The 20,083-nt window shown below is 42.6% G+C and carries 21 protein-coding genes; 12 read left to right on the top strand and 9 right to left on the bottom strand.

Translation table 11 applies throughout. The features are described from left to right. Positions 1 to 150: 150 nt before the first annotated feature. Together lpxM and EGC80_RS18205 are read left to right on the top strand one after the other, a co-directional pair. Positions 151 to 1,086 (top strand): lauroyl-Kdo(2)-lipid IV(A) myristoyltransferase, encoded by a 936-nt coding sequence (lpxM, locus tag EGC80_RS18210; RefSeq protein WP_124011680.1) that lies wholly within the window; start codon positions 151 to 153, stop codon positions 1,084 to 1,086. 45 nt (positions 1,087 to 1,131) lie between these two features. Next, entirely contained in the window at positions 1,132 to 2,001 is an 870-nt protein-coding gene (locus EGC80_RS18205) for a mechanosensitive ion channel family protein (protein ID WP_101031951.1), read from the top strand. A 74-nt stretch (positions 2,002 to 2,075) separates the two neighbouring features. On the opposite strand, the gene hisIE is transcribed toward EGC80_RS18205, so the two are convergent. The 8 genes from hisIE to hisG form a co-directional block, all read right to left on the bottom strand. Further along, the gene (gene hisIE / locus EGC80_RS18200; RefSeq protein WP_101031950.1) at positions 2,076 to 2,726 is read right to left on the bottom strand and encodes a bifunctional phosphoribosyl-AMP cyclohydrolase/phosphoribosyl-ATP diphosphatase HisIE; all 651 of its coding nucleotides are present in this window, start codon (positions 2,724 to 2,726) and stop codon (positions 2,076 to 2,078) included. Positions 2,727 to 2,750: 24 nt separating this feature from the next. Then, positions 2,751 to 3,524, bottom strand: a complete 774-nt coding sequence (hisF, locus tag EGC80_RS18195; protein WP_101031949.1) for an imidazole glycerol phosphate synthase subunit HisF — start codon at positions 3,522 to 3,524, stop codon at positions 2,751 to 2,753. Continuing rightward, on the bottom strand, positions 3,506 to 4,243 hold the full coding sequence (gene hisA / locus EGC80_RS18190) for a 1-(5-phosphoribosyl)-5-[(5-phosphoribosylamino)methylideneamino]imidazole-4-carboxamide isomerase (RefSeq protein ID WP_124011679.1): 738 nt from the start codon (positions 4,241 to 4,243) through the stop codon (positions 3,506 to 3,508). The genes hisF and hisA overlap by 19 nt, the downstream gene beginning before the upstream one ends. Beyond that, complete coding sequence (gene hisH / locus EGC80_RS18185; protein ID WP_198554734.1) at positions 4,240 to 4,914, bottom strand: imidazole glycerol phosphate synthase subunit HisH; 675 nt, start codon at positions 4,912 to 4,914, stop codon at positions 4,240 to 4,242. Before hisH ends, hisA begins: the two co-directional genes overlap by 4 nt. Positions 4,915 to 4,923: 9 nt before the next feature. Next, positions 4,924 to 5,991 carry a bifunctional histidinol-phosphatase/imidazoleglycerol-phosphate dehydratase HisB gene (hisB, locus tag EGC80_RS18180; protein ID WP_101031947.1) on the bottom strand — a complete coding sequence of 356 codons (1,068 nt, stop codon included), beginning with the start codon at positions 5,989 to 5,991 and terminating at the stop codon, positions 4,924 to 4,926. An 87-nt stretch (positions 5,992 to 6,078) separates the two neighbouring features. After that, on the bottom strand, positions 6,079 to 7,176 hold the full coding sequence (hisC, locus tag EGC80_RS18175) for a histidinol-phosphate transaminase (RefSeq protein WP_124011678.1): 1,098 nt from the start codon (positions 7,174 to 7,176) through the stop codon (positions 6,079 to 6,081). 79 nt (positions 7,177 to 7,255) lie between these two features. Further along, on the bottom strand, positions 7,256 to 8,545 hold the full coding sequence (hisD, locus tag EGC80_RS18170) for a histidinol dehydrogenase (protein ID WP_124011677.1): 1,290 nt from the start codon (positions 8,543 to 8,545) through the stop codon (positions 7,256 to 7,258). A 5-nt stretch (positions 8,546 to 8,550) separates the two neighbouring features. Continuing rightward, a complete protein-coding gene (hisG, locus tag EGC80_RS18165) occupies positions 8,551 to 9,450 on the bottom strand; it encodes an ATP phosphoribosyltransferase (RefSeq protein WP_124011676.1) in 900 nt (299 codons plus the stop codon). Between the two features lie 903 nt (positions 9,451 to 10,353). Here hisG and EGC80_RS18160 point away from each other — a divergent pair. Continuing rightward, on the top strand, positions 10,354 to 11,223 hold the full coding sequence (locus EGC80_RS18160; RefSeq protein ID WP_124011675.1) for a sensor domain-containing diguanylate cyclase: 870 nt from the start codon (positions 10,354 to 10,356) through the stop codon (positions 11,221 to 11,223). Between the two features lie 416 nt (positions 11,224 to 11,639). After that, positions 11,640 to 12,041 (top strand): Fis family transcriptional regulator, encoded by a 402-nt coding sequence (locus tag EGC80_RS18155; protein ID WP_124011674.1) that lies wholly within the window; start codon positions 11,640 to 11,642, stop codon positions 12,039 to 12,041. Between the two features lie 210 nt (positions 12,042 to 12,251). Here the strand turns inward: EGC80_RS18155 and EGC80_RS18150 are convergent, their stop codons facing one another. Continuing rightward, positions 12,252 to 12,794, bottom strand: a complete 543-nt coding sequence (locus tag EGC80_RS18150) for a DUF1569 domain-containing protein (RefSeq protein ID WP_124011673.1) — start codon at positions 12,792 to 12,794, stop codon at positions 12,252 to 12,254. Positions 12,795 to 13,223: 429 nt separating this feature from the next. Here EGC80_RS18150 and EGC80_RS18145 point away from each other — a divergent pair, with 429 nt between their 5' ends. The 8 genes from EGC80_RS18145 to EGC80_RS18110 all read left to right on the top strand — a co-directional run bounded on the left by EGC80_RS18145 (position 13,224) and on the right by EGC80_RS18110 (position 19,977). Continuing rightward, the gene (locus EGC80_RS18145; RefSeq protein WP_124011672.1) at positions 13,224 to 14,237 is read left to right on the top strand and encodes a permease; all 1,014 of its coding nucleotides are present in this window, start codon (positions 13,224 to 13,226) and stop codon (positions 14,235 to 14,237) included. Positions 14,238 to 14,261: 24 nt separating this feature from the next. Beyond that, a complete protein-coding gene (locus tag EGC80_RS18140; protein ID WP_124011671.1) occupies positions 14,262 to 14,492 on the top strand; it encodes a thioredoxin family protein in 231 nt (76 codons plus the stop codon). 400 nt (positions 14,493 to 14,892) lie between these two features. Further along, a complete protein-coding gene (locus EGC80_RS18135) occupies positions 14,893 to 15,153 on the top strand; it encodes a hypothetical protein (RefSeq protein WP_124011670.1) in 261 nt (86 codons plus the stop codon). A gap of 209 nt (positions 15,154 to 15,362) precedes the next feature. After that, positions 15,363 to 17,288, top strand: coding sequence for an ATP-dependent DNA helicase (locus tag EGC80_RS18130; protein ID WP_124011669.1), 1,926 nt, complete (start codon positions 15,363 to 15,365; stop codon positions 17,286 to 17,288). A gap of 71 nt (positions 17,289 to 17,359) precedes the next feature. After that, positions 17,360 to 18,058: a tRNA (adenosine(37)-N6)-threonylcarbamoyltransferase complex dimerization subunit type 1 TsaB gene (gene tsaB / locus EGC80_RS18125; protein WP_124011668.1), complete on the top strand. Its 699-nt coding sequence runs from the start codon at positions 17,360 to 17,362 to the stop codon at positions 18,056 to 18,058. Positions 18,059 to 18,117: 59 nt separating this feature from the next. Next, the gene (locus EGC80_RS18120) at positions 18,118 to 18,447 is read left to right on the top strand and encodes a hypothetical protein (RefSeq protein ID WP_124011667.1); all 330 of its coding nucleotides are present in this window, start codon (positions 18,118 to 18,120) and stop codon (positions 18,445 to 18,447) included. After that, complete coding sequence (locus EGC80_RS18115; RefSeq protein ID WP_124011666.1) at positions 18,440 to 19,117, top strand: M50 family metallopeptidase; 678 nt, start codon at positions 18,440 to 18,442, stop codon at positions 19,115 to 19,117. The genes EGC80_RS18120 and EGC80_RS18115 overlap by 8 nt, the downstream gene beginning before the upstream one ends. After that, positions 19,114 to 19,977 (top strand): class I SAM-dependent methyltransferase, encoded by an 864-nt coding sequence (locus EGC80_RS18110; RefSeq protein ID WP_101031935.1) that lies wholly within the window; start codon positions 19,114 to 19,116, stop codon positions 19,975 to 19,977. Before EGC80_RS18115 ends, EGC80_RS18110 begins: the two co-directional genes overlap by 4 nt. The last annotated feature ends 106 nt before the right edge of the window (positions 19,978 to 20,083 follow it).

The following is a 20,083-nucleotide window of genomic DNA, read 5'->3' as shown; positions in this document are numbered from 1 at the left end:
TTATAAACATGGGTATAGCACTAAGAGAGAGTGATGTTTTGATGTTGTCGGGCATAATTACTGTTCCACACTCATTAATCCTTAGTATAATGCCATTGTTATAATATGATTATTCCCTGCGGATCAGGGTCAGTTTATTTGGAGTTTCTTTTGGCACGACAAGCAAAATATTTTGATACTCGTTTTAATAAATCACTATTACATCCTCGTCACTGGGGGACATGGTTAGCCATTGCTGTGCTGTTTTTATTTGGTGCACTTCCTGCAAGCATTCGAGATCCCATTGCGAGATTATTTGCCCGAATAGTAATGAAAGTTGCCAAGAAACCATTGCGGATCGCAAAGGTGAATATTACGCACTGTTTTCCTGATAAGTCACCTGCAGATGTAGATGCGTTAATCAAACAGAATGTTGAAACATTTGTCATTACCTTATTGTCGCAAGCTGAGTTGCTTATTCGTTCTAAAGCGCACTTAAAACGCCGCATTCAACTTAATGGCATTAAAAATGTGCAAGCTGCCCGAGAGGCAAAACAACCGATAATTTTTATCATGCCGCATGTTTGGCCAATGGAATATGCAGGTCTGCGAATTAACATGGAAATTCCGTTAGTGACCATGGCTAAAGCCCATCGCAATGGATTATTTAATTGGTTTAGTAATCGCATGCGCAGTAGTCAAGGTGGTCGTGTGTATATGCGTGAAGCAGGGATTAGAGCTTTATTGGCCGAGTTAAAAAATGACAACAGTTTTTTCTATTTGCCTGATGAAGATTTAGGGCCTGAAAAAAGTATATTTGCGCCTTTTATGGGCACAGTTAAAGCCACATTACCGGTTGTCGGTCGCTTAGCCCAAGCCGGTAATGCACAAGTCATGCCCGTTAAGATTGGTTACGACCAGCAGGCTAAACAATTTATTATGACGGTGCTGCCAGCGGTTAATCCTGATGAGATGATTGGCAAAGAGAATGAAGCCATCGCGTTAAACAAAGTGGTTGAGCAAGTGATTAATGCTTATCCAGAACAATATATGTGGTTTTTGAAATTGCTCAAAACTCGTCCACCAGGAGAGCAAGAGTTTTACTAAATTATAACCATCACCTTGATGTAATCACAAGAATAAGAGGTTCATATGGATTTTAACGAATTGTTATCGGCCTTGTCTTTGGTGGTATTTACCTACGACGATAGCCCAATTACTTTGTTGCAGTTGTTACAAGTGCCTTTGTACATATTTTTAGCCTGGTTTATTATCACTCGTGTTGGGCGCTTGATTGTTAAAGCACTCAAACGTCGTAATGTTGGTGCCGATGCGATCCATTTATTCACTCGCATGTATTTTATTATTAGTATCGCAGTACTCATTTTTACCTGTATGGAAATTTTAAATATTCCCTTAACTGCGTTTGCATTTGTGTCAGGTGCGATAGCGATTGGTGTGGGTTTTGGTGCGCAAAACATTATTAATAACTTTATCAGTGGCTGGATTTTAATGTGGGAACGTCCCATCCGCATTGGTGATTTTTTAGAAGTAGGTGAGGCGCGAGGCGTTGTAGAGTGTATTAACACTCGCTCAACCTTGATACGCCGTAATGACGGAGTGCACATGCTAGTGCCCAACAGTCTGTTACTCGAAAACACCGTGACTAACTGGACCTTGATTGATAAAAATGCCCGAACATTTGTTCGTGTTGGCGTGGCTTACGGTTCGGATGTGATTAAAGTTCGTGAGCTAATTTATCAAGTTATTGGTGAGCGAGATGATATTTTGCCGCAACCTGAACCCTCCGTCTTATTTGAAGATTTTGGCGACAATGCATTGATTTTTGACTTAATTTTTTGGGTCAGCGCAGTGTCAGAAACTGATATCCGCCGCCGTCGTAGCGAAATTCGTTTTAGAATGTACGAGCTATTTAACGAGCATAATGTGGTGATTGCTTATCCACAACGTGATTTACATGTTGATGGTAATTTGACGATTAACCGAAGTCATAAAAGTTAATTAACACCGATTTTTGCATCAATAAAAAAGACGCCGTGGCGTCTTTTTTATTATTAATTTAACCAGCTAAAGCGTTACTTATTCGTGTCAGATTTGTTGGCTTTGGTGTGACGATCTAATAAGTTTTTATTGATGTCTGCCATCGACAAGCCTTGATCTTCAAGTAACACAATTAAGTGATACATTAAATCAGACGCTTCATTGACCAACTCTTCTTTATCATGGGTGGCTGCAGCAAGGGCGGTTTCAAGGCCTTCTTCACCGACTTTTTGTGCAATACGCTTTGTACCACGTTCAAATAATGATGCTGTGTAGCTTGAATCAGCACTTTGACCTTTACGTGAAATAATCAGCTTAGTCAGGTTATCGATAAAAGGATGGGCGTTGCCATCTGGCCAGCAGCTTTCTGTGCCGGTATGGCAAGTCGGGCCGTTAGGAATAACTTGTACTAAAAAGCTGTCATTATCGCAGTCTTTATCGATAGCAATTAAATCAAGTGTGTTGCCAGAGGTTTCGCCTTTGGTCCACAAACGCTGTTTTGAGCGGCTAAAAAAGGTGACTTGGTTAGTGGCTAAGGTTTTGGCTAAGGCGGCTTTATCCATGTAACCTAGCATAAGCACTTTACCGGTCAGGTGATGCTGCACGACCGCTGGAACTAATCCCGAAGTAGCGCCTTGTTGTTTGTCCCAGTCCACGCTTGTGCTATCAAATACAATATCAGTCATAGGTGTTCTCTTTTTTTTGCAAAATTATAAACGAATTGCGATGCTATTGGCGTGCAGATATTGCTTGAGTTCACCAATATCAATAATGCCTTTATGGAATACGCTTGCCGCTAATGCAGCGTCGACCTTGGCAAGTTCGAACACTTCTTTGAAGTGCGCCATGGTGCCAGCACCGCCAGAAGCAATTAACGGTACATCGCATATTGCCCTAACCATGCTTAATTGCTTGATATCGTAACCGCCGCGCACGCCGTCTTGGTTCATGACGTTAAGTACTATTTCACCACAGCCACGCTTTTGCACTTCTTCAACCCAATCTTGAGTATACCATTGGGTGTCTTTAGTGGCGGCTTGATCACCGGTAAACTGTTTGACTTTATAGCTGTCACTGGCAGCATCATAAAATGAATCAATACCAATAACGATACATTGGCGGCCAAACTCGTCTTGCAAACGGGATATCAAGCTAGGGTCACTTAATGCTGGCGAGTTTATCGAGATTTTATCGGCACCAAAAGCCAATTTTTCACGTGCTTGTTCGATGGTTTTAATGCCACCGGCGACGCAAAAGGGGATATCAATTTGCTCCGCGACGCGGCTGATCCAAGATTTATCAATCACCCGATCGTGAGCACTGGCAGTAATGTCATAAAATACTAATTCATCAGCACCTTCAAGGGCGTAACGAGCCGCCAGCGGCACTATGTCACCGACAATTTCGTGATTGCGAAATTGTATTCCTTTAACCACTTTACCTTCGCGTACATCAAGACAAGGAACTATGCGTTTGGCCAACATTGGATTGCCTCCTTAACGGTAAATTGGTTAATTAGCAGTGCTTTGCCGATAATAATCCCCGATGCTTTACTGTCGCGTACTGCGGCGACATTGTCTAGCGTGGCAATACCACCAGAGGCTTGCCAAAGGATGTCAGGATACGTGGAAGCAAGTTCAGTATAGAGTTCAGTGTTAGCGCCAGTTAGGGTGCCATCACGGCTAATATCGGTCACTAAAGCATGTTTAAGGCCGACAGTTTCAAATTCAGCCACCAGTGATTCTAGTGACTTACCGCCACCAGACTGCCAACCCGATACCGCAACGATTTTTTCACCGGCGTCGTTAATGTTGACATCTAGCGCTAAACAAATTGCCTCAGGGCCGTATTTGTTTAGCCAGCTTTTAACCCGTTCAGGCTCTTTAACGGCAAGCGAGCCAATGACCACGCGCTTAACTCCGATAGCTAATAATTCCGCGACTTGCTCTTCAGTTCGAATACCGCCGCCGACTTGAATATCAACATCAAGCCCCGCAGCAAGTTCAGTAATTAATTGGGTTTGACGATTATTAGGATCTTTTGCACCCGTTAAGTCAACAATATGCAACAATTTTGCCCCTTGGGCTTGATAAGACTGCAATTGCGCCAATGGGCTTAAGTCAAAGGTGGTTTGCTTGTCGTAGTCACCTTGGTATAAACGCACCACTTGGCCGTCAATTAAATCAATGGCAGGAATAATCACTGTGGTGTCCCCATATTTAAAAAGTTTTGTAAAATCTTTGCACCCACTTTGGCACTCTTTTCTGGGTGGAATTGCACCCCAAAAAAGTTACCTTTACCAATAGCGGCACTGAATGATTCGCCATAGGTGCTGCGGGCTAAAGTGTATTCACTGATTGGCGCGCGGTAGCTGTGAACAAAATACACGTAGCTGCCATTTTCTATCCCAACAAACAAAGGATGATCGCTGACCTCAATTTGATTCCAGCCCATGTGAGGTAAAGGCAAGCCTTTGCTGTCTAAGTCGCCGATGTCAGTGGGTACTAGGCCTAAGCAAGTGATACTTTGCTCGCTGCGACCGCCATGTTCATTCGATAAAGATGCCAGCATTTGCATGCCAAGACACACGCCCATCACAGGTTGAGTTAAGCTTTTAATCAGCTCGACTAAGTTTTTTTGTTTTAAGGCGTCCATGGCCGCACCTGCGGTGCCAACACCTGGCAATACCACTCGTGCCGCGCTGCGAATAACATCAAAGTCAGCACTGACAATGACATTAGCGTTAAGACGCTCAAAGGCAAACCGTACTGAGCTTAAATTGGCGCAGCCGGTATCTATAATAACGGTAAGGTCATTGGCCATGCTTGTCGAAGCCGTAGTAGACGTGCTTGATGAAACCGATAGTTCTGTCATATGAACTCCTTACAGCACGCCTTTGCTTGATGGCAGTATGTCACCTTCGACCTTCACCGCTTGGCGAAGCGTACGACCGAGTACCTTAAACAGTGCTTCTACTTTGTGGTGATCGTTATCGCCTTTGGAGCCAATGTGTAAGGTGCAGCGCAGGCCATCGGCAAACGAGCGGAAAAAGTGTGGCACCATCTCAATGGCCATTTCGCCGACCATTTCACGCTCAAAATCAGCATTAAATTTAATAAATGGGCGACCTGAAATGTCCATTAGGCATTCGCCGCTGGCTTCATCCATGGGTAAACTGAAACCGAAACGGGCGATGCCGCGCTTGTCGCCTAATGCCTGGCGAATAGCATCACCAATGGCTAGGGCGGTGTCTTCCACGCTGTGGTGATCGTCGATGTCTAAATCGCCATCAACGTGCACGTCCATTTTAAAATTACCGTGGGTTTGAATTTGATCTAACATGTGGTCAAAAAATCCAATGCCAGTTTCAATCTTACCCTTAGTTTGACTGTCTAGGTCAATGGTGACTTTGATGTCTGTTTCTTTGGTGGTGCGTACCACAGTTGCAATACGGCCTTTGCTAAGCAATACATTAGCAATGTCATCCCAATTCAGCGTTTGACGATTGTATTTATAGCTTTTAATACCCATAGCATTGGCAAGCTCAACGTCGGTTTCGCGATCGCCAATCACCGCTGAAGTGGTAAAGTCCACTTTGCCTTGAGTCAGGTAGTCTTTTACAAGGCCCAGTTTCGGTTTGCGGCAGCTGCAATTTTCATCATTAAAGTGTGGGCAAATCACCACATCGTCAAACTTCACCCCTTGGCTTGCAAATATTTGCATCATCATATTGTGCGGAGCATCAAAGTCAGCTTTTGGAAATGAATCGGTACCCAAACCGTCTTGATTGCTGACCATCACCAAGCGAAAACCCGCATTTTGTAATTTAAGCAGCGCTGGGATCACTTGTGGCTCAAACACCAATTTAGCCAAACTATCGAGTTGTTTATCGATTGCCGGCTCTTCAACTAAAGTGCCATCACGGTCGATGAATAATATGTTCTGTTTCATGTTCAATGCCTTCAATAGGGTGTAATTTTATTCGTTTTAATCTATTAATGTTAATCTATGTGCCTATCAATCTGTTCATCAGGTTATCTATCGAAGCGACTTTTGGCCCACTTCTGCTACCGACTCAGACAGGTTTTTTGTAAACAAAGAGATAATTAAATTTGTTTGTTGTTCATTGGTAAAGCTAAAGCGAATGGCATCAGCAAGACGCGGATCTTTATAGGCGCGGGCGACTACACCTGAATCACTTAAGCGTTTAGCGGCAGCGTTGACATCGGCAAATTTAGCCAGCACATAGTTACCGTTTGCCGGTAACACCTTGGCGCCATAGGCTGTAAGTGCATTGCTTAAGCGTTTTCCTTGCTCAACTAAGCTAGCCACTTGGGCTTGCATAGTGTCGATACCCGTTGCGCTTAAGGCTTTTATCGCAAGGTCTGATACTGGCAATGGCACCGGATAAGGGGCGATGACTCGCATCACTAAATCGATAATGTCATCACTGGCAAGCATAAAACCACAACGGGCGCCCGCTAAGGCAAACGCTTTTGATAGAGTGCGCAGCACGACAAGGTTAGGGTACTTACCCAGTAAATCGGCCACGCTGTAGTCAGGGCAAAATTCAATATAGGCTTCGTCTACCACCACAATTGAATTTGGCGCCGCTTGAATTGCTTGTTCAATTTTGTCTTTCGCTATCACAGTGCCAGTTGGGTTATTTGGGTTACAAATAAACACAATTTTGGCATTGCCGATTTGTGCTGGCCAATTTTGAGGTAACTGATAGTTATCCGTTAAGCTTAGTGCGTTGACGCCAACATTAAAGGTCGCCGCGCTAATGGAGTACATGCCGTAAGTCGGTCCAAAACAAGCAATGGTGTCGACACCTGGAATACAAAAGGTGCGGATCAGTAATTCAATCGCTTCATCAGCGCCACGACTGGCAATAATGTTACTTGCTTTTACGCCAGAATACCGGCTGTAAGCATTGATGAGTTCAGGTGGCTGGCATTCTGGGTAACGATTCACTTTATCAAGCGGGCTATTATTAAATGGCGACTCGTTGGCATTGATCCAAATATCCCCTCTGCCGCCGATACGTCTGGCACTTTGATACGGTGTTAACGTAAGTAACTCGGGTCTGGCCAACGTGTTTGGATCAAAAGGCGCTACTTGGGTCTGACTCATGGCTGTGTTCTCTACTTTCTTCGCTATAAAGGTGTTAATTCATCACTTCTGTTCTAGATCAAAGCTTAGACAATAACAACTACTGCAAACTGGCTAAACGAATGGCGATGGCATTTTTATGCGCATCTAACAGTTCATTTTCAGCTAATACCATCACACTTTGGCCTAAGGATTGTAGTCCTTGCTTGCTGAGTTCTTGCACCGTAAAGCGGCGGCTAAAATCGGCCAATGACAAGCTGGATACCGAACGGCTATAACCATATGTCGGTAACACGTGGTTGGTGCCACTGGCATAATCACCGACAGATTCTGGTGTGTAAGCCCCTAAAAACACAGACCCCGCACCGCGCACATGTTTCAGTACTTCACGAGGCGCTGCAGTTTGAATAATTAAATGCTCTGGACCATATAAGTTAGACACCTTGGTGGCTTGCCCCATATCACTGACAATAATACTGCGGCTGCATTCTAGTGCTTGCGCGGCGATGTCTTTACGACTCAATTGGGCTAATTGTTCAATTAAAGCTTGGTTTACATCTTCGGCAAGAGTTAATGAGTCAGTGACTAACATCACTTGTGAATCAACGCCGTGTTCAGCTTGCGACAGTAAATCGGACGCCACAAAAGCAGGATTAGCATCTTTGTCGGCAATCACTAGCACTTCAGACGGGCCTGCTGGCATGTCAATAGACACGCTAACACGGCTGTCTTGTGACACTAAGCGCTTGGCTTCGGTCACATAGCGATTACCTGGACCAAATATTTTGTCTACGTTTGGTACTGATTCAGTACCAAACGCCATTGCCGCAATAGCTTGGGCGCCGCCGACTTGGAAAATATCGGTAATGCTGCACACATTGGCTGCATAAATAATCGCATCATTAATTGGCGGTGGGCTGACCAATACGCGTTTGCCACAGCCGGCTATTCTTGCTGGCAGGGCGAGCATCATTACCGTTGAGATTAATGGTGCTGTGCCGCCAGGAATATATAAGCCGACACGCTCGATAGGTTCGCTTCTAAGCTCGCAACGAATTCCCGCTTGAGTTTCAATATCTACACCCTGAAACACTTGCGCCTTGTGAAAGGTTTCAATGTTATTGACTGCTTGCGCTACAGCTTGCTTAACGTCGTCACCCACTCGCGCACAAGCGGCGGCAATAGCGTCAGTTGATAACGCTAACTCTGTCAGTTCAACACCGTCAAATTTTTTGTTATAAGCCAATAACGCGCTATCACCTTGAGCGTTAACTTGCTCAATAATGTCGCGAACACCTTGCTCTACACTGGCATCACCAATCAATGGCGACCGTGCTAAGGTTTGTCGTTGCTGCTTGGTCGATAAAGAGGCCCAATCGAGAATTTGCATTTGTGTTACCCCATCATTTTTTCAATAGGCATGACTAGAATTGAGCTGGCACCTAATGCCGTTAGCTCTTCCATTGTGTCCCAGAATAAATCCTCTGTACTCACTGCGTGAATGGCAACGCGATTAGTGTCGTCATTAAGAGGTAATACTGTTGGGTTTTCTGCGCCTGGGAGTAGGGCCACGATTTGATCTAAGGTTTCAATTGGGGCGTGCAATAAGATGTACTTACTTTCACGGGCACGGATAACGCCATTAATACGCGATAAGATTTTGTTGATGAGTGCCTGTTTTTCAGTAGATTGAGTTTTACTTGATTGAATGATGCAAGCCTTTGAGCGGTAAATCACTTCGGTTTCATACAAGCCGTTAGCTTCAAGGGTGGCTCCGGTCGACACCAAATCACAAATGCCGTCAGATAATCCAGCTCGTGGTGCTACTTCAACTGAACCTTTTAACATACAGTCGCTGTAGTTAATGCCTTTTTCTTGCATAAAGCGGCGCAGTAAGTTGGGGTAAGAAGTGGCGATACGCAGACCTTCAAGTGAGTTAGCATCTTGGTATTTAAACTCATTGGGTACCGCTAATGATAGACGGCACGAACCAAAATCTAATTCACGTAATTTAGTACATTCAGCGGGTTTGTTTGCTAGTTGGCGCTCAATTTGCTCTTCTTCTAGCACGTTCTCACCGATAATCCCGAGGTCAACAACACCATCCATTACCAAGCCTGGAATATCATCATCACGAACACGTAATAAGTCGATTGGCATGTTGTCAGCGTGGGCAATCAGGCGTTGCTCATTAACGTTAAATTTAACGCCACAGCTTTTCAATAACTGTTGAGACTCTTTTGATAAACGACCTGATTTCTGGATGGCAATACGTAAACGCTTTGATTCACTCATGTGATACTTCCTTAATGTATTAACTATAAAATAGTGTAAATTTAACAGCTTAAATAAAAATATAAATTTAGAACAACAAAAAACCCCTGAAATTCCTTCCAGGGGTTTATGTGAAATATTGTTCACCACCAGAAGGATATCGTCCTTCGGCAGTTAGCATCCGAAGGCTACCGCATATGGTGATGATGGTGGATTGTAGTCACTTGGATGTTCATGGTAATTCTCTTTATGTAATCTTATTTAATTAGTTTAATGAGGAATTATACTCTCATTGAATGTCGTGTGTATCGACTTGCAATTAACTTAACCGCATTTATGCTAGTTTGCAAGCGCGGATAAAGCATTTATATTATTTAATGAGCATATTAATGGCATAAGTTATGCTTTGTTATTTTTTTATGCTCAATAAAGCCAACAACATGGTCATGGATTACGGATAAATTATACTCTATAAAGTGAATGGTACCTTGGCTTAAATGATAATGTAATATTTTTTGCTTACCACTGAAGCATTTAATTCGTTCGAGGGCTGCACATCTATCATATTGACCCTAAACATTAACGGTTTGAATAACAGAGTCTAATGACATCGCTGCATCGGTTATTTCCTCAGCAAGGCTGAACGCTCGATCCGCATCAGTATGACTCGTTCGAGCTTCGCTTTGTCTGTAGGCGATGTTTTTATGGTCGTGAGCAGAATGCTAATAGAATAAATCACTTGTGCTGTTTGTTCATTCAATGGATAAACTACACTATAACTAATACAAGGTTAATTCTCAGGCCTTTCCTCATCGATATGAATAAATGATATTCCCATAAGTCGTTGAGTTTATTTTACTCTGCTTATAAGCTGGCATATATTAGCCTTTAACAATAAATCTAACTTCTCGAGGTATGCACTGTATGAAGACCATTGACTTAGTGGCGCTTAGAGATGTTATGGATTTAATGCTTGATGCAGTTTGTGTCGTTGATAGAAAAGGCTGTTTTGTGTTTGTCAGTGCTGCGTTTAAAGATATTTTTGGATATTCTCCTGACGAAGTGATAGGCAAACCAATGATTGGCTTTGTCTATCCCGAGGATGGCATAAGAACGCTTAACGTTGTTGACACACTAATGAGTGGGAAACTTCAACCTCGGTTTGAAAATCGCTGGGTCCGCAAGGATGGAGAAATCGTCGACATTCTTTGGTCTGCTCGATGGTCAGAGTATCACCAATTTAGAATCGCGATTGCTCACGATATTACTGAACGCAAGCAAATGGAACGGCAACTGCATTACATATCAGGACATGATCCATTAACAGAATTGCCGAACAGGACATTATTGTTTGGGCGCTTACAAACTTCACTTGGATTAGCGCGCCGCGAAGGCACTGATCTTTCCTTGTTATTTATCGATATTGATGGGTTTAAGCATGTAAATGATAGTTATGGTCATCTTGTCGGTGACAAGCTACTCAAGAATATAGCTCAACGTTTGCGCGATTGTGTCCGTAAATCGGATACGGTTGGGCGCTTTGGTGGGGATGAGTTTCTAGTTGTGTTAAATGGAATTGATTTATTTGATGATGTGCTTGTTATTGCTGAAAACATACGTATTGAGCTTGAGAAACCTTATCAATTTGACAGTCTTAATTTGCAACTGTCACCGAGTATTGGCGTTGCTCGTTACCCTGAAAACGGTGATGATGAGCAGCAATTAATTCAACATGCAGATCAAGCAATGTATAGAGCAAAAAATGCTGGCGGAAATCGAGTCAATGCAAGTTGAGATAATCTAAAGTCGTTTTATTGCTTAGCCATTGTCTTAAACTTGAACAATGCTCTTGCTAGTAAAATAGTGGGTTATAATTAACCCCGATTGAGATAATAAGGTTAAGTAGTGTCATTGTTTCCGATATTTTATCTGCATAAAAACAATGCGCTAAATATGTTTTAACAAGATGATTTATTAGCTTAGCCTCAACTCGGGATATAGAGATGGGATAGACGGATAAAAATCAGTCTATCGTTAAGTCATCAATATCAAGCTGGTCTTTTGTGTTGCTATCGAGGCGTATTGACGCGTCAATAGCTGGCCTATTGAACGTTAATGTAAGGCAGATAGAGAAACAAAAGGCTGTTTGATAACCGCTTATTATCCCGAGATGAGGTTAGTTATACTGACTTAGGAAGAACATTTTTAGTATGCGTAAAATTGACAAAAAAAGAGACAATCAATTAAGAGAGGGATTAACCTCTGTATGCCAACAAGCAATAGCGGCCTATCCAGGTTTTGCGTGGATTACCCATATGGTTGATTATGCTATATTTCCTAAAGGTTTACGGATTATTTGCATATTTGATACTGAATCACAGCTAATGCAATTTAATCAACGCGGTGATAAAGCGATATTGTTAAGCTTAATTCAACGCACCCTTGCTCAATACGATATTAACCTCAAAGACATCAATCAGCATGTTAGCTTTGATACCGAAACTGCCTGCGAGCAGCAACATCAGGGTAATTGGGCGTTGCGGTTAAGTGAAACTAATAGCATGGCAAACAATGGTCGCTCTAAGCTGCACTCAATGTCGCGTGGAGGCTGATTTAACCTGCTAATACTTATCTCGTTCTAAATTAACGAATCTCAACTGGGGATGTGAGATAGAATAAGTAATTTAGAATCATACTATTACACCTAATATTATATCAAAGTTGGCATTGGTTTTGTTCGTAAGTCAATACAAGATAATTAACAGGGAAAGGCTGTTTGATAACCGTTTATTATCCCAAGCAAAGATTAACGACTAACTGACTTAGGTAAAAGTTTGCTGGTGATTATAAAAATGTAATACATGGGCAAGTTCGTATTCTGATTTAGTTAATGCGCCATAAGCAAAGTGTGGCTTGAGTTCACCCTCATATTGCTGAAAATCACCTAAGGATTGTATCAAACGGTTCAAGGCGACGTTAACGTCGACATGTTCATCTAGTATTGGTGCCGCGGGAATAGATTCACTTAAGCTATGCGACATCGCCCCTTTAGTGGCAAAAACCGCAAACGCTAGTGTGCCAACCGTGTGCTTAAATACGGCAGATTTATGTTGCGGAAACCCGGTCATCGAAAACTCAACACTTTGGGCACAGTGGCTGAATACCTGGGCAGTGTTCCATTGGCCAGTACTTAGGCTTGCTAATTGCTCTGGCGGTAATAATGACATTTTATTCAGGATCGATAACAATGCGTTTAAATTAAGTAGCTTAGTATCCTTGCCTTGGTTTAACCACATCACACTCGCCCCCCCTAAGCCGATGGCTGCGCTCGCTACACCCACTTTTAAAAATTGTCTACGTTGCATTGTTTAGCCTCAATTTTTGATAGTTGCATGTGCATTATTGACGTTTAAGACAACCCAATTAGGATCTTTGTTGTCGATACATTTTTATAAAATATTCAATCTTATTTCAATAAGTATAACAACGACAAGCTGCTCATGATCTTTTATAACGATCTGTAGCCTAACTAATTCGTTGCTATTCATTGGCATATCAGGAAATGAAATTTGATCCATTTCTGTTTCAGCTTTGCATATCGCTGTTTAGCGCTCACGGTTATTTGTTCGCAAATACTAATGTGGTTATGTTTACTCAGTAATGCCTCATTAACTGAAATTGGGTGACCTGAGTTGATCATTAATGCAGTCTCGATAAAATCGAGATCTATGTCTTAAATTTTATCTGAAAAATCAGTTATCTTAAGCTTAAGCGATTTCTTGAGTATTTTATTTATGTTTCAAATCTTTTCTGATTTGGCATCTTGGCTTATTTACAGTGTATTGGGCTTGTCGGCAGAGACAAAGCTCGGTGATGCGCTGCATTTCTTTGTTGAAGATGTCACTAAAATTTTTGCATTGCTCTTAGTGATGATTTATCTCATTGCCCTAATGCGGGCGTCGTTAAATGTGGAGCGAGTCAGGGATTATTTAGCCGGTAAACATCGAGGCGTAGGTTACTTGATGGGAGCTGGATTTGGTGTCGTCACCCCATTTTGTTCCTGTTCGAGTATTCCGGTGTTTTTAGGCTTCACGTCTGCGGGGATCCCTTTGGGGATCACCATGAGTTTTTTGATCACTTCGCCCTTAATCAACGAAGTGGCAATATTACTGCTGATGAGTTTATTGGGGATAAAGTTTACTCTTTTGTACGTCGCCGTCGGCATGAGTGTGGGCATGTTAGGAGGGTTATTTCTTGACACGATTAAAGCGGAACGTTGGTTGCAATCGTTTGCGGCAGAAGCGTTAAAACGTGGTCAACAAAAGGGCGGCGAAGATAAGGTTGATGATGGCGTCAGTGCAGACCCCTTGTCTTTGCCACAAAGGCATCAATTTGCCAAAACTGAGATGCTGGATATTTTTGGCCGGGTATGGAAATGGGTCATTATTGGTGTCGGTTTAGGTGCTGCATTACATGGTTTTGTTCCCGACGGTTGGATTGCGGCGCATTTGGGTGACGGACAATGGTGGTCTGTTCCTGCCGCTGTGTTGCTGGGTATTCCTCTTTATTCCAATGCGACAGGGGTTATTCCTGTGATGGAAAGCCTGATTATCAATGGTCTACCTATAGGCACCACATTGGCATTTTGTATGAGTACAGTGGCGGCAAGTTTTCCTGAATTTATTTTGCTAAAACAAGTTATGCAATGGCGCTTACTGGCGATATTATTCTGTCTTTTATTAGTCGCGTTTACACTGGTCGGTTGGATTTTTAATGCACTAGCGCCAACCTTGTCATCTTCAATTTAAAAAATTAATTATTAAGGAATAAAAATGAAAATCATTAAAGTATTAGGCTCTGGTTGTAAAAAATGCCTTGAAACTGCCGAATTGGTCCAAGCCGTTGCAGATGAAAAGGGTGTCGCAATCAAAATCGAAAAAGTGACCGAGATGGCGCAAATCATGGCTTATGACGTTATGAGCACGCCAGCGGTGGTGGTAGATGAAAAAGTGGTTCATAAAGGCAGTAAACCCACTAGAGATAAAATAGCCGAGTGGATATAATTTGCCTCTGTAGCGATAAGTTGCTTGGGGCTATTGGCAGTAAATAAGCCGATAGCCTCTTTGGCATTGTGCTAGATTGTTATTGACTCTAGCGGACAGAGACATTGAAATCTTGCCAGTAACGTTTCTTTCCTCATGTTTATCTAAAAGCTTAAGGGTCATCAGTTCGGATCCTTCGCAATCGAGTGCCATTTGAAATAATAAAAGGGTGGACGAATAAGTCGCCGACAGGCTTTTATTGTAATGTTAATGCACCCTCAGTGCATGTGATCATGTCGATGATGACATTAATGACATCATCGATTGCTGAATTTAACCACCATCGCGTTGAAATCATGACTCAAACATTAGCAAAGGTGCAATTAAAGGATAATAAAGGCTTACGCCCATAAAAGGACTTATGTTTTCATTGGGCGACGGTTATCACAATCCTGATACCGCATCTCAGTTGATTGTCATCGGGCGTTTTACTAGTGATCGTAAGGTGACGGATTGGACATTCTCGTTTGATTTATTTGGTCAATCGCCAGCAGGAAAAGTCATCAGTATGACGGAAAAATGTAAAGCGACAGACCCCAAAAGGGTGTTTCAACTCTCCTTTGAGAATGCTAGGCAAATAATCCTTCCCAACGAGTTTCCCCCAATAACCATAAAGCAATGATCCCTTTATGTTGCTCGAATAAATGCTGAGTCACACAGGTTCCAGCATATTTTAATGCTCGGTTTACAATAATTGAATCCAGTCGTCATTGCTGTTACATCGACATCCTTTTGTACTTTTGATGATAAACAGTTGGAACATGAAGCTGTTATAAGCATAATAGCCCAAACCATATCACATCAGCATTAGCGCGATAATTTGAGGATGCTTTGAGCTCGACACTTACCCAATCCGTTACCCACGAATTTAGCGAGCGCGGTGCGTTAGCAAAACATGTACATCATTATCACAATCGCCAGACCCAAACAGATATGGCGGTTGCGGTGAGTGAGGCTATTGCTAAAAAGCATAATCTGATTTTAGAGGCGGGTACGGGCGTGGGCAAAACCTTCGCGTATTTAATCCCTGCCTTGCTCAGTGGTAAGCAAGTGGTCATCAGTACTGGCAGTAAAAATCTTCAAGAACAGTTATTTCTCAAAGACTTACCTGCATTGCTAACCATGCTTGATATTCATGTCCCTGTTGCATTACTCAAAGGGCGTAATAATTATTTATGCCAATTACGCCTTGAAAAACAGATGCAAATGGCCAATAAGTTTACTGAATTTTACATTGATGATTTATTAAAAATTAACCAGTGGGCACATTTAAGTAAAGATGGCGATATCGGCAATTTAACCTCGGTGGCTGAACATTCTGAAGTGATCCCCACCGTCGTCAGCACCAAAGAAAGTTGTACCGGTAAAAAATGTGATCATTATGATGTGTGTTTTACCCGTAAAGCACGCATTAAAGCTATGGACGCTAAAGTGGTAGTGGTCAATCATCATTTATTTTTTGCAGACCGATTATTGAAGGACTCTGGTTTTGCGGAGTTATTGCCGGACCCAGATGTTGTCATCTTTGATGAAGCCCATTTAGTGCCTGATATCTGTATCAGTTACTTTGGCAGCCACATTTCAAGTCGCGAAATTGATAAACGACTCAATGCGGTGATCAAACTGCATAAAGAAGTGATCCGCGACAGCATTCAACTTGAACAACTGGCTCAGCGTGGCTTAATTGCCCTCAGTGAATGGCACAACTTGATGTTTGAACATCAAGTCTCTGATTGGCGCAAAGTGCTTGCCCATAAAACACTTGCCAGCACATCTTGGAGCTTACACCAGGCGCTTGTCGATTTAGCCAATAATATGCAATATCATCTGGGTCGAGATGATCAACTCGATATTGCCTTTGAGCAATTACAGGCGCTGGCTGAGACATTACGTCATTATTTTGAGTGCCAAGACCTGCAAGCGGCTTACAGCGTAGAACTTGGCCCTCGGTTTATTATGCTTCGCATGAGCCCGATTAATGTCGCCAAACAATGTCAGCAATTGTTTGTTAAGGATACGCGTTGGATATTTACTTCCGCGACATTGCAAGTGAATCGCAGCTTAGCGCATTTTGCTAAAGAGTTAGGCTTGGCTGACTCAAAGCAACTCATTTTAGACAGTCCATTTGACTATCCCAATCAAGCCGTATTTTGCGTACCTCGTCATTTAGGCAAGGTGGGGCAGTCGCAACATTCAGCAAAACAACTGGTTGATGTGTGTGTTCAAGCCATTAATGCCGCACAAGGACGGACATTTATTTTATTTACCAGTCATCATATGCTGCAACAAGTCGCCGTAATGTTGCAAGGTAAAGTCAAGTATCCGCTTTTAGTGCAAGGGCAGGCCAGTAAACAAAGTTTATTGAATAAATTTCGACAACTCGGTAATGCGGTGTTGTTGGGAACCAGCAGTTTCTGGGAAGGAGTGGATGTTCGCGGTAAATTACTCAGTTGTGTGATTATTGATAAATTACCGTTTGTGTCTCCAGATGACGCATTATACAAGGCTCGAGCGGCTAATGCTGAGCGTCAAGGACTCGATCCTTTTGCCACTATTTCATTGCCGCAAGCGGTGATCAGTTTAAAGCAGGGCGTAGGGAGATTAATCCGTGATGAAAAAGATCGTGGTGTGCTTATCTTGTGCGATAATCGGATTGTGAATCGCGCATATGGGCAAGCGTTTATTAATTCATTGCCGCCAATGCAGCGAACTCGCGACTTAGAGCACGCATTACAATTTTTAAAACAGATCCCTTAAGCTTTTTAAAACATCGCCCATCAGTTATCATAATGGGCTTATTTGTCGTGATTACCGAGTAACCCATCAAAATGCCTAAGCAGTTACATATCCTCGCGCTTGATACTTGCACTGAAACTTGCTCAGTAGCATTAACCATTAACGGCGACGTTTATGCTCGTATTGAAGATGCTCCGCGCGAACATAGCCAACGTTTGTTACCTATGGTCGACGCCGTCTTAGCTGAAGCTAAAGTGACACTAGCCGATATTGATTTAATTGCTTATGGCCGCGGCCCCGGCAGCTTTACCGGTATTCGTATTTGTACTAGCATGACCCAAGGTTTAGCACTGGGGCTAGATTTACCCGTTATTGGTATTTCTACGCTTACTGCCATGGCGCAAATGGCGATTGAGCTCGGAGCTTCACAGGTATTGTGTTGTATTGATGCCCGCATGAAAGAAGTGTATTGGGGACAATATATTGCCAAAGATGGTATTGCCACCTTAGTGGGTGAAGAACACGTTAGCGCGCCAGAAGCGATTGAATTGACACTCGATACTCAACAAACCATTAGTGTTTGTGGCACAGGATTTGAAGCCTATCCACAATTATTGAATATTGCGCCGCACATTACTCCATGCAGTCAAGCAACTTACCCAGATGCAAAAGCCATGATCGTGCTTGCGCAGCAAGGTTACCAACAAGGTTTACATACCTCTGTCGATGAACTTTCGCCAGTGTACCTTCGTGATACGGTTACATGGAAAAAACTTCCTGGCCGAGAATAGCCATTCGGCGTTATTTGACATAAAGTATAAGAGACAAATATAGGTAAACGGTATCGTTAATGACGATAAATGCAGCATTATTAATGGTCAATAATCAATCAGGCCCTATCAGTCTGAGTCAAACTGTTGCCGGAAATCGACCGATCATTGCGGCCCGCGAACCTATTATTATCAACCCTTTTGCTTCAGACCGTGAAGTTAAAGGCATTGAAACCCGTAACTTGGTCATTGTTGATGATTTAACCTTGTCGGCTAAACAGCAGGCACGTGTTGAATATGATCGTGATACCCATAGTCAACGTGGTGCCATAGCGCAATATTTGTCTACACAGCATTTTGTTAAAAGAGACGAAATTCAACAAATGGTTGGTATTGATTTATATGCCTAATGTATCGTGGTCTGCAATACCCAGTCGCAGCCGTTTTATGATTGAATTACTGCTGGCTTTTTTATTAACTCGATTTCCGTATATCTCTATTCCTTTTAAATGGTTTGAAAGCTATTTCCATGAATTATCTCATGGCATCGCGACGTTAATGACGGGTGGCTCGGTCAGTCATATTCAATTATTTCCAAACGGTGCAGGCCTTTGTTTTAGTCAAGGCGGCAGTAGCATATTAATTGCTTATGCCGGTTATTTTGGTGCCGCATTGTGGGGATATACAATCTTCCTCATGGCTACTCAAAAACAGACTATCCGGTTTACACTCACCCTGTTAGCCATAACAGTGGCGGCTTCGTTACTTTTCTGGGCTCGTGATCTGTTAACAATTATTATTCTTAGCGTCTTGATAATACTTTTTTTGTTACCACTTAAATTAAAAAATAGTAGCCTATTAAACACCTTGCTGCGTATATTAGGCCTGATGATTATTTTAAACGCCATGGCCAGTCCAATGGTGTTATTGGGGTTAAGCAGCCAAGGCGATGCGGTTTTGTTAGCTAAAATGACTTGGCTACCAGCATGGTTGTGGGTAATGTCATGGCTAGCATTTAGTGGCTATATGTTGTGGCTCTGCTGGCGTAAAGTGGGTCGAAAAAAGGGAGTGTCAAAATGAAACGTAACATGATGTTAGGAGCCTTAATTGGCTTATCAAGTTTAGGTATGTCGACCGCAATATACGCAGCCGATAGTATGCCCGATAAAAAAGTGACGGCGCCGCAGGTCAATGCTGCGCTTGCTAAGGCGGTGGCCAGCGAATTTCGGTCTACAGAAAATAAACTGCGTGATCAATATCGTCATCCTGCAGAAACATTAGCTTTTTTTGATGTAAAGCCTGAACAGACGGTTATTGAGTTATGGCCGGGTGGTGGTTGGTATGCTGAAATTCTTGCGCCTTATTTAGCCTCAAAAGGTCAATATGTTGCCGCCAATTTTGAAACTAAGCCTGCAGAAGATAACCGTCAGACGGCTTATTATAAATCAGCCGGTGTTAAATTTGAAAAATGGGTGAGTGACAACAAAGCGAGCGTTGGCAATGTTCAGTTTGTAACCCTCGATCCACCGGCTAAATTTTCATTAGGCAAAGATAACTCTGCAGACCACGTATTAACATTCCGTAATTTGCATAATTGGGCCATGAAAGGTGAGTTAGAAGGTGTATTTAAAGCCGCTTATGACGTGTTAAAAGTCGGAGGTTCATTAGGGGTCGTCGAGCACAGAGCAAACGTGGGGATGGCTGCAGAAAGTGGTTATATGGAACAAAATCAAATGGTTGAACTTGCCAATAAATACGGTTTTGAACTGACTGCGAACTCAGAATTAAATGCCAATCCTAAAGACAGCAAAGATTATCCCAAAGGTGTGTGGACATTACCACCCCGTTTAGCGATGGGCGATCAAGATAAACAAAAATACCTTGATATTGGTGAAAGTGATCGTATGACACTTAAGTTTACCAAAACTGCGGCTAAATAATCTGAACACGAAATAGTAAACGCATCTAAAATAGCACTTTGAGTCATATTGAATGTACATGCAATAGATTCACTATTGTCATGGTAATTCGGCATGTTAGCGGTAC

It is taken from the genome of Shewanella psychromarinicola (genome assembly GCF_003855155.1).
In the GTDB taxonomy this organism is placed as follows: Bacteria; Pseudomonadota; Gammaproteobacteria; order Enterobacterales; family Shewanellaceae; genus Shewanella; species Shewanella psychromarinicola.
Note: the sequence above shows the minus strand (reverse complement) of the source record. Positions and strands in the feature narration are given on the sequence as shown.

Bases quoted from the DNA above. Each gene is read 5' to 3' on its own strand.
- EGC80_RS18110 (WP_101031935.1), top strand. From the start codon at position 19,114: ATGAAACGTAACATGATGTTAGGAGCCTTAATTGGCTTATCAAGTTTA.
- hisG (WP_124011676.1), bottom strand. From the start codon at position 9,450: ATGAGTGAATCAAAGCGTTTACGTATTGCCATCCAGAAATCAGGTCGT.
- hisF (WP_101031949.1), bottom strand. From the start codon at position 3,524: ATGTTGGCCAAACGCATAGTTCCTTGTCTTGATGTACGCGAAGGTAAA.
- EGC80_RS18135 (WP_124011670.1), top strand. From the start codon at position 14,893: ATGTTTTCATTGGGCGACGGTTATCACAATCCTGATACCGCATCTCAG.
- EGC80_RS18120 (WP_124011667.1), top strand. From the start codon at position 18,118: ATGACGATAAATGCAGCATTATTAATGGTCAATAATCAATCAGGCCCT.
- EGC80_RS18155 (WP_124011674.1), top strand. From the start codon at position 11,640: ATGCGTAAAATTGACAAAAAAAGAGACAATCAATTAAGAGAGGGATTA.
- EGC80_RS18160 (WP_124011675.1), top strand. From the start codon at position 10,354: ATGAAGACCATTGACTTAGTGGCGCTTAGAGATGTTATGGATTTAATG.
- hisH (WP_198554734.1), bottom strand. From the start codon at position 4,914: ATGACAGAACTATCGGTTTCATCAAGCACGTCTACTACGGCTTCGACA.
- hisC (WP_124011678.1), bottom strand. From the start codon at position 7,176: ATGAGTCAGACCCAAGTAGCGCCTTTTGATCCAAACACGTTGGCCAGA.
- tsaB (WP_124011668.1), top strand. From the start codon at position 17,360: ATGCCTAAGCAGTTACATATCCTCGCGCTTGATACTTGCACTGAAACT.
- hisD (WP_124011677.1), bottom strand. From the start codon at position 8,545: ATGCAAATTCTCGATTGGGCCTCTTTATCGACCAAGCAGCAACGACAA.
- hisIE (WP_101031950.1), bottom strand. From the start codon at position 2,726: ATGACTGATATTGTATTTGATAGCACAAGCGTGGACTGGGACAAACAA.
- EGC80_RS18145 (WP_124011672.1), top strand. From the start codon at position 13,224: ATGTTTCAAATCTTTTCTGATTTGGCATCTTGGCTTATTTACAGTGTA.
- hisB (WP_101031947.1), bottom strand. From the start codon at position 5,991: ATGAAACAGAACATATTATTCATCGACCGTGATGGCACTTTAGTTGAA.
- EGC80_RS18205 (WP_101031951.1), top strand. From the start codon at position 1,132: ATGGATTTTAACGAATTGTTATCGGCCTTGTCTTTGGTGGTATTTACC.
- EGC80_RS18150 (WP_124011673.1), bottom strand. From the start codon at position 12,794: ATGCAACGTAGACAATTTTTAAAAGTGGGTGTAGCGAGCGCAGCCATC.
- EGC80_RS18140 (WP_124011671.1), top strand. From the start codon at position 14,262: ATGAAAATCATTAAAGTATTAGGCTCTGGTTGTAAAAAATGCCTTGAA.
- EGC80_RS18115 (WP_124011666.1), top strand. From the start codon at position 18,440: ATGCCTAATGTATCGTGGTCTGCAATACCCAGTCGCAGCCGTTTTATG.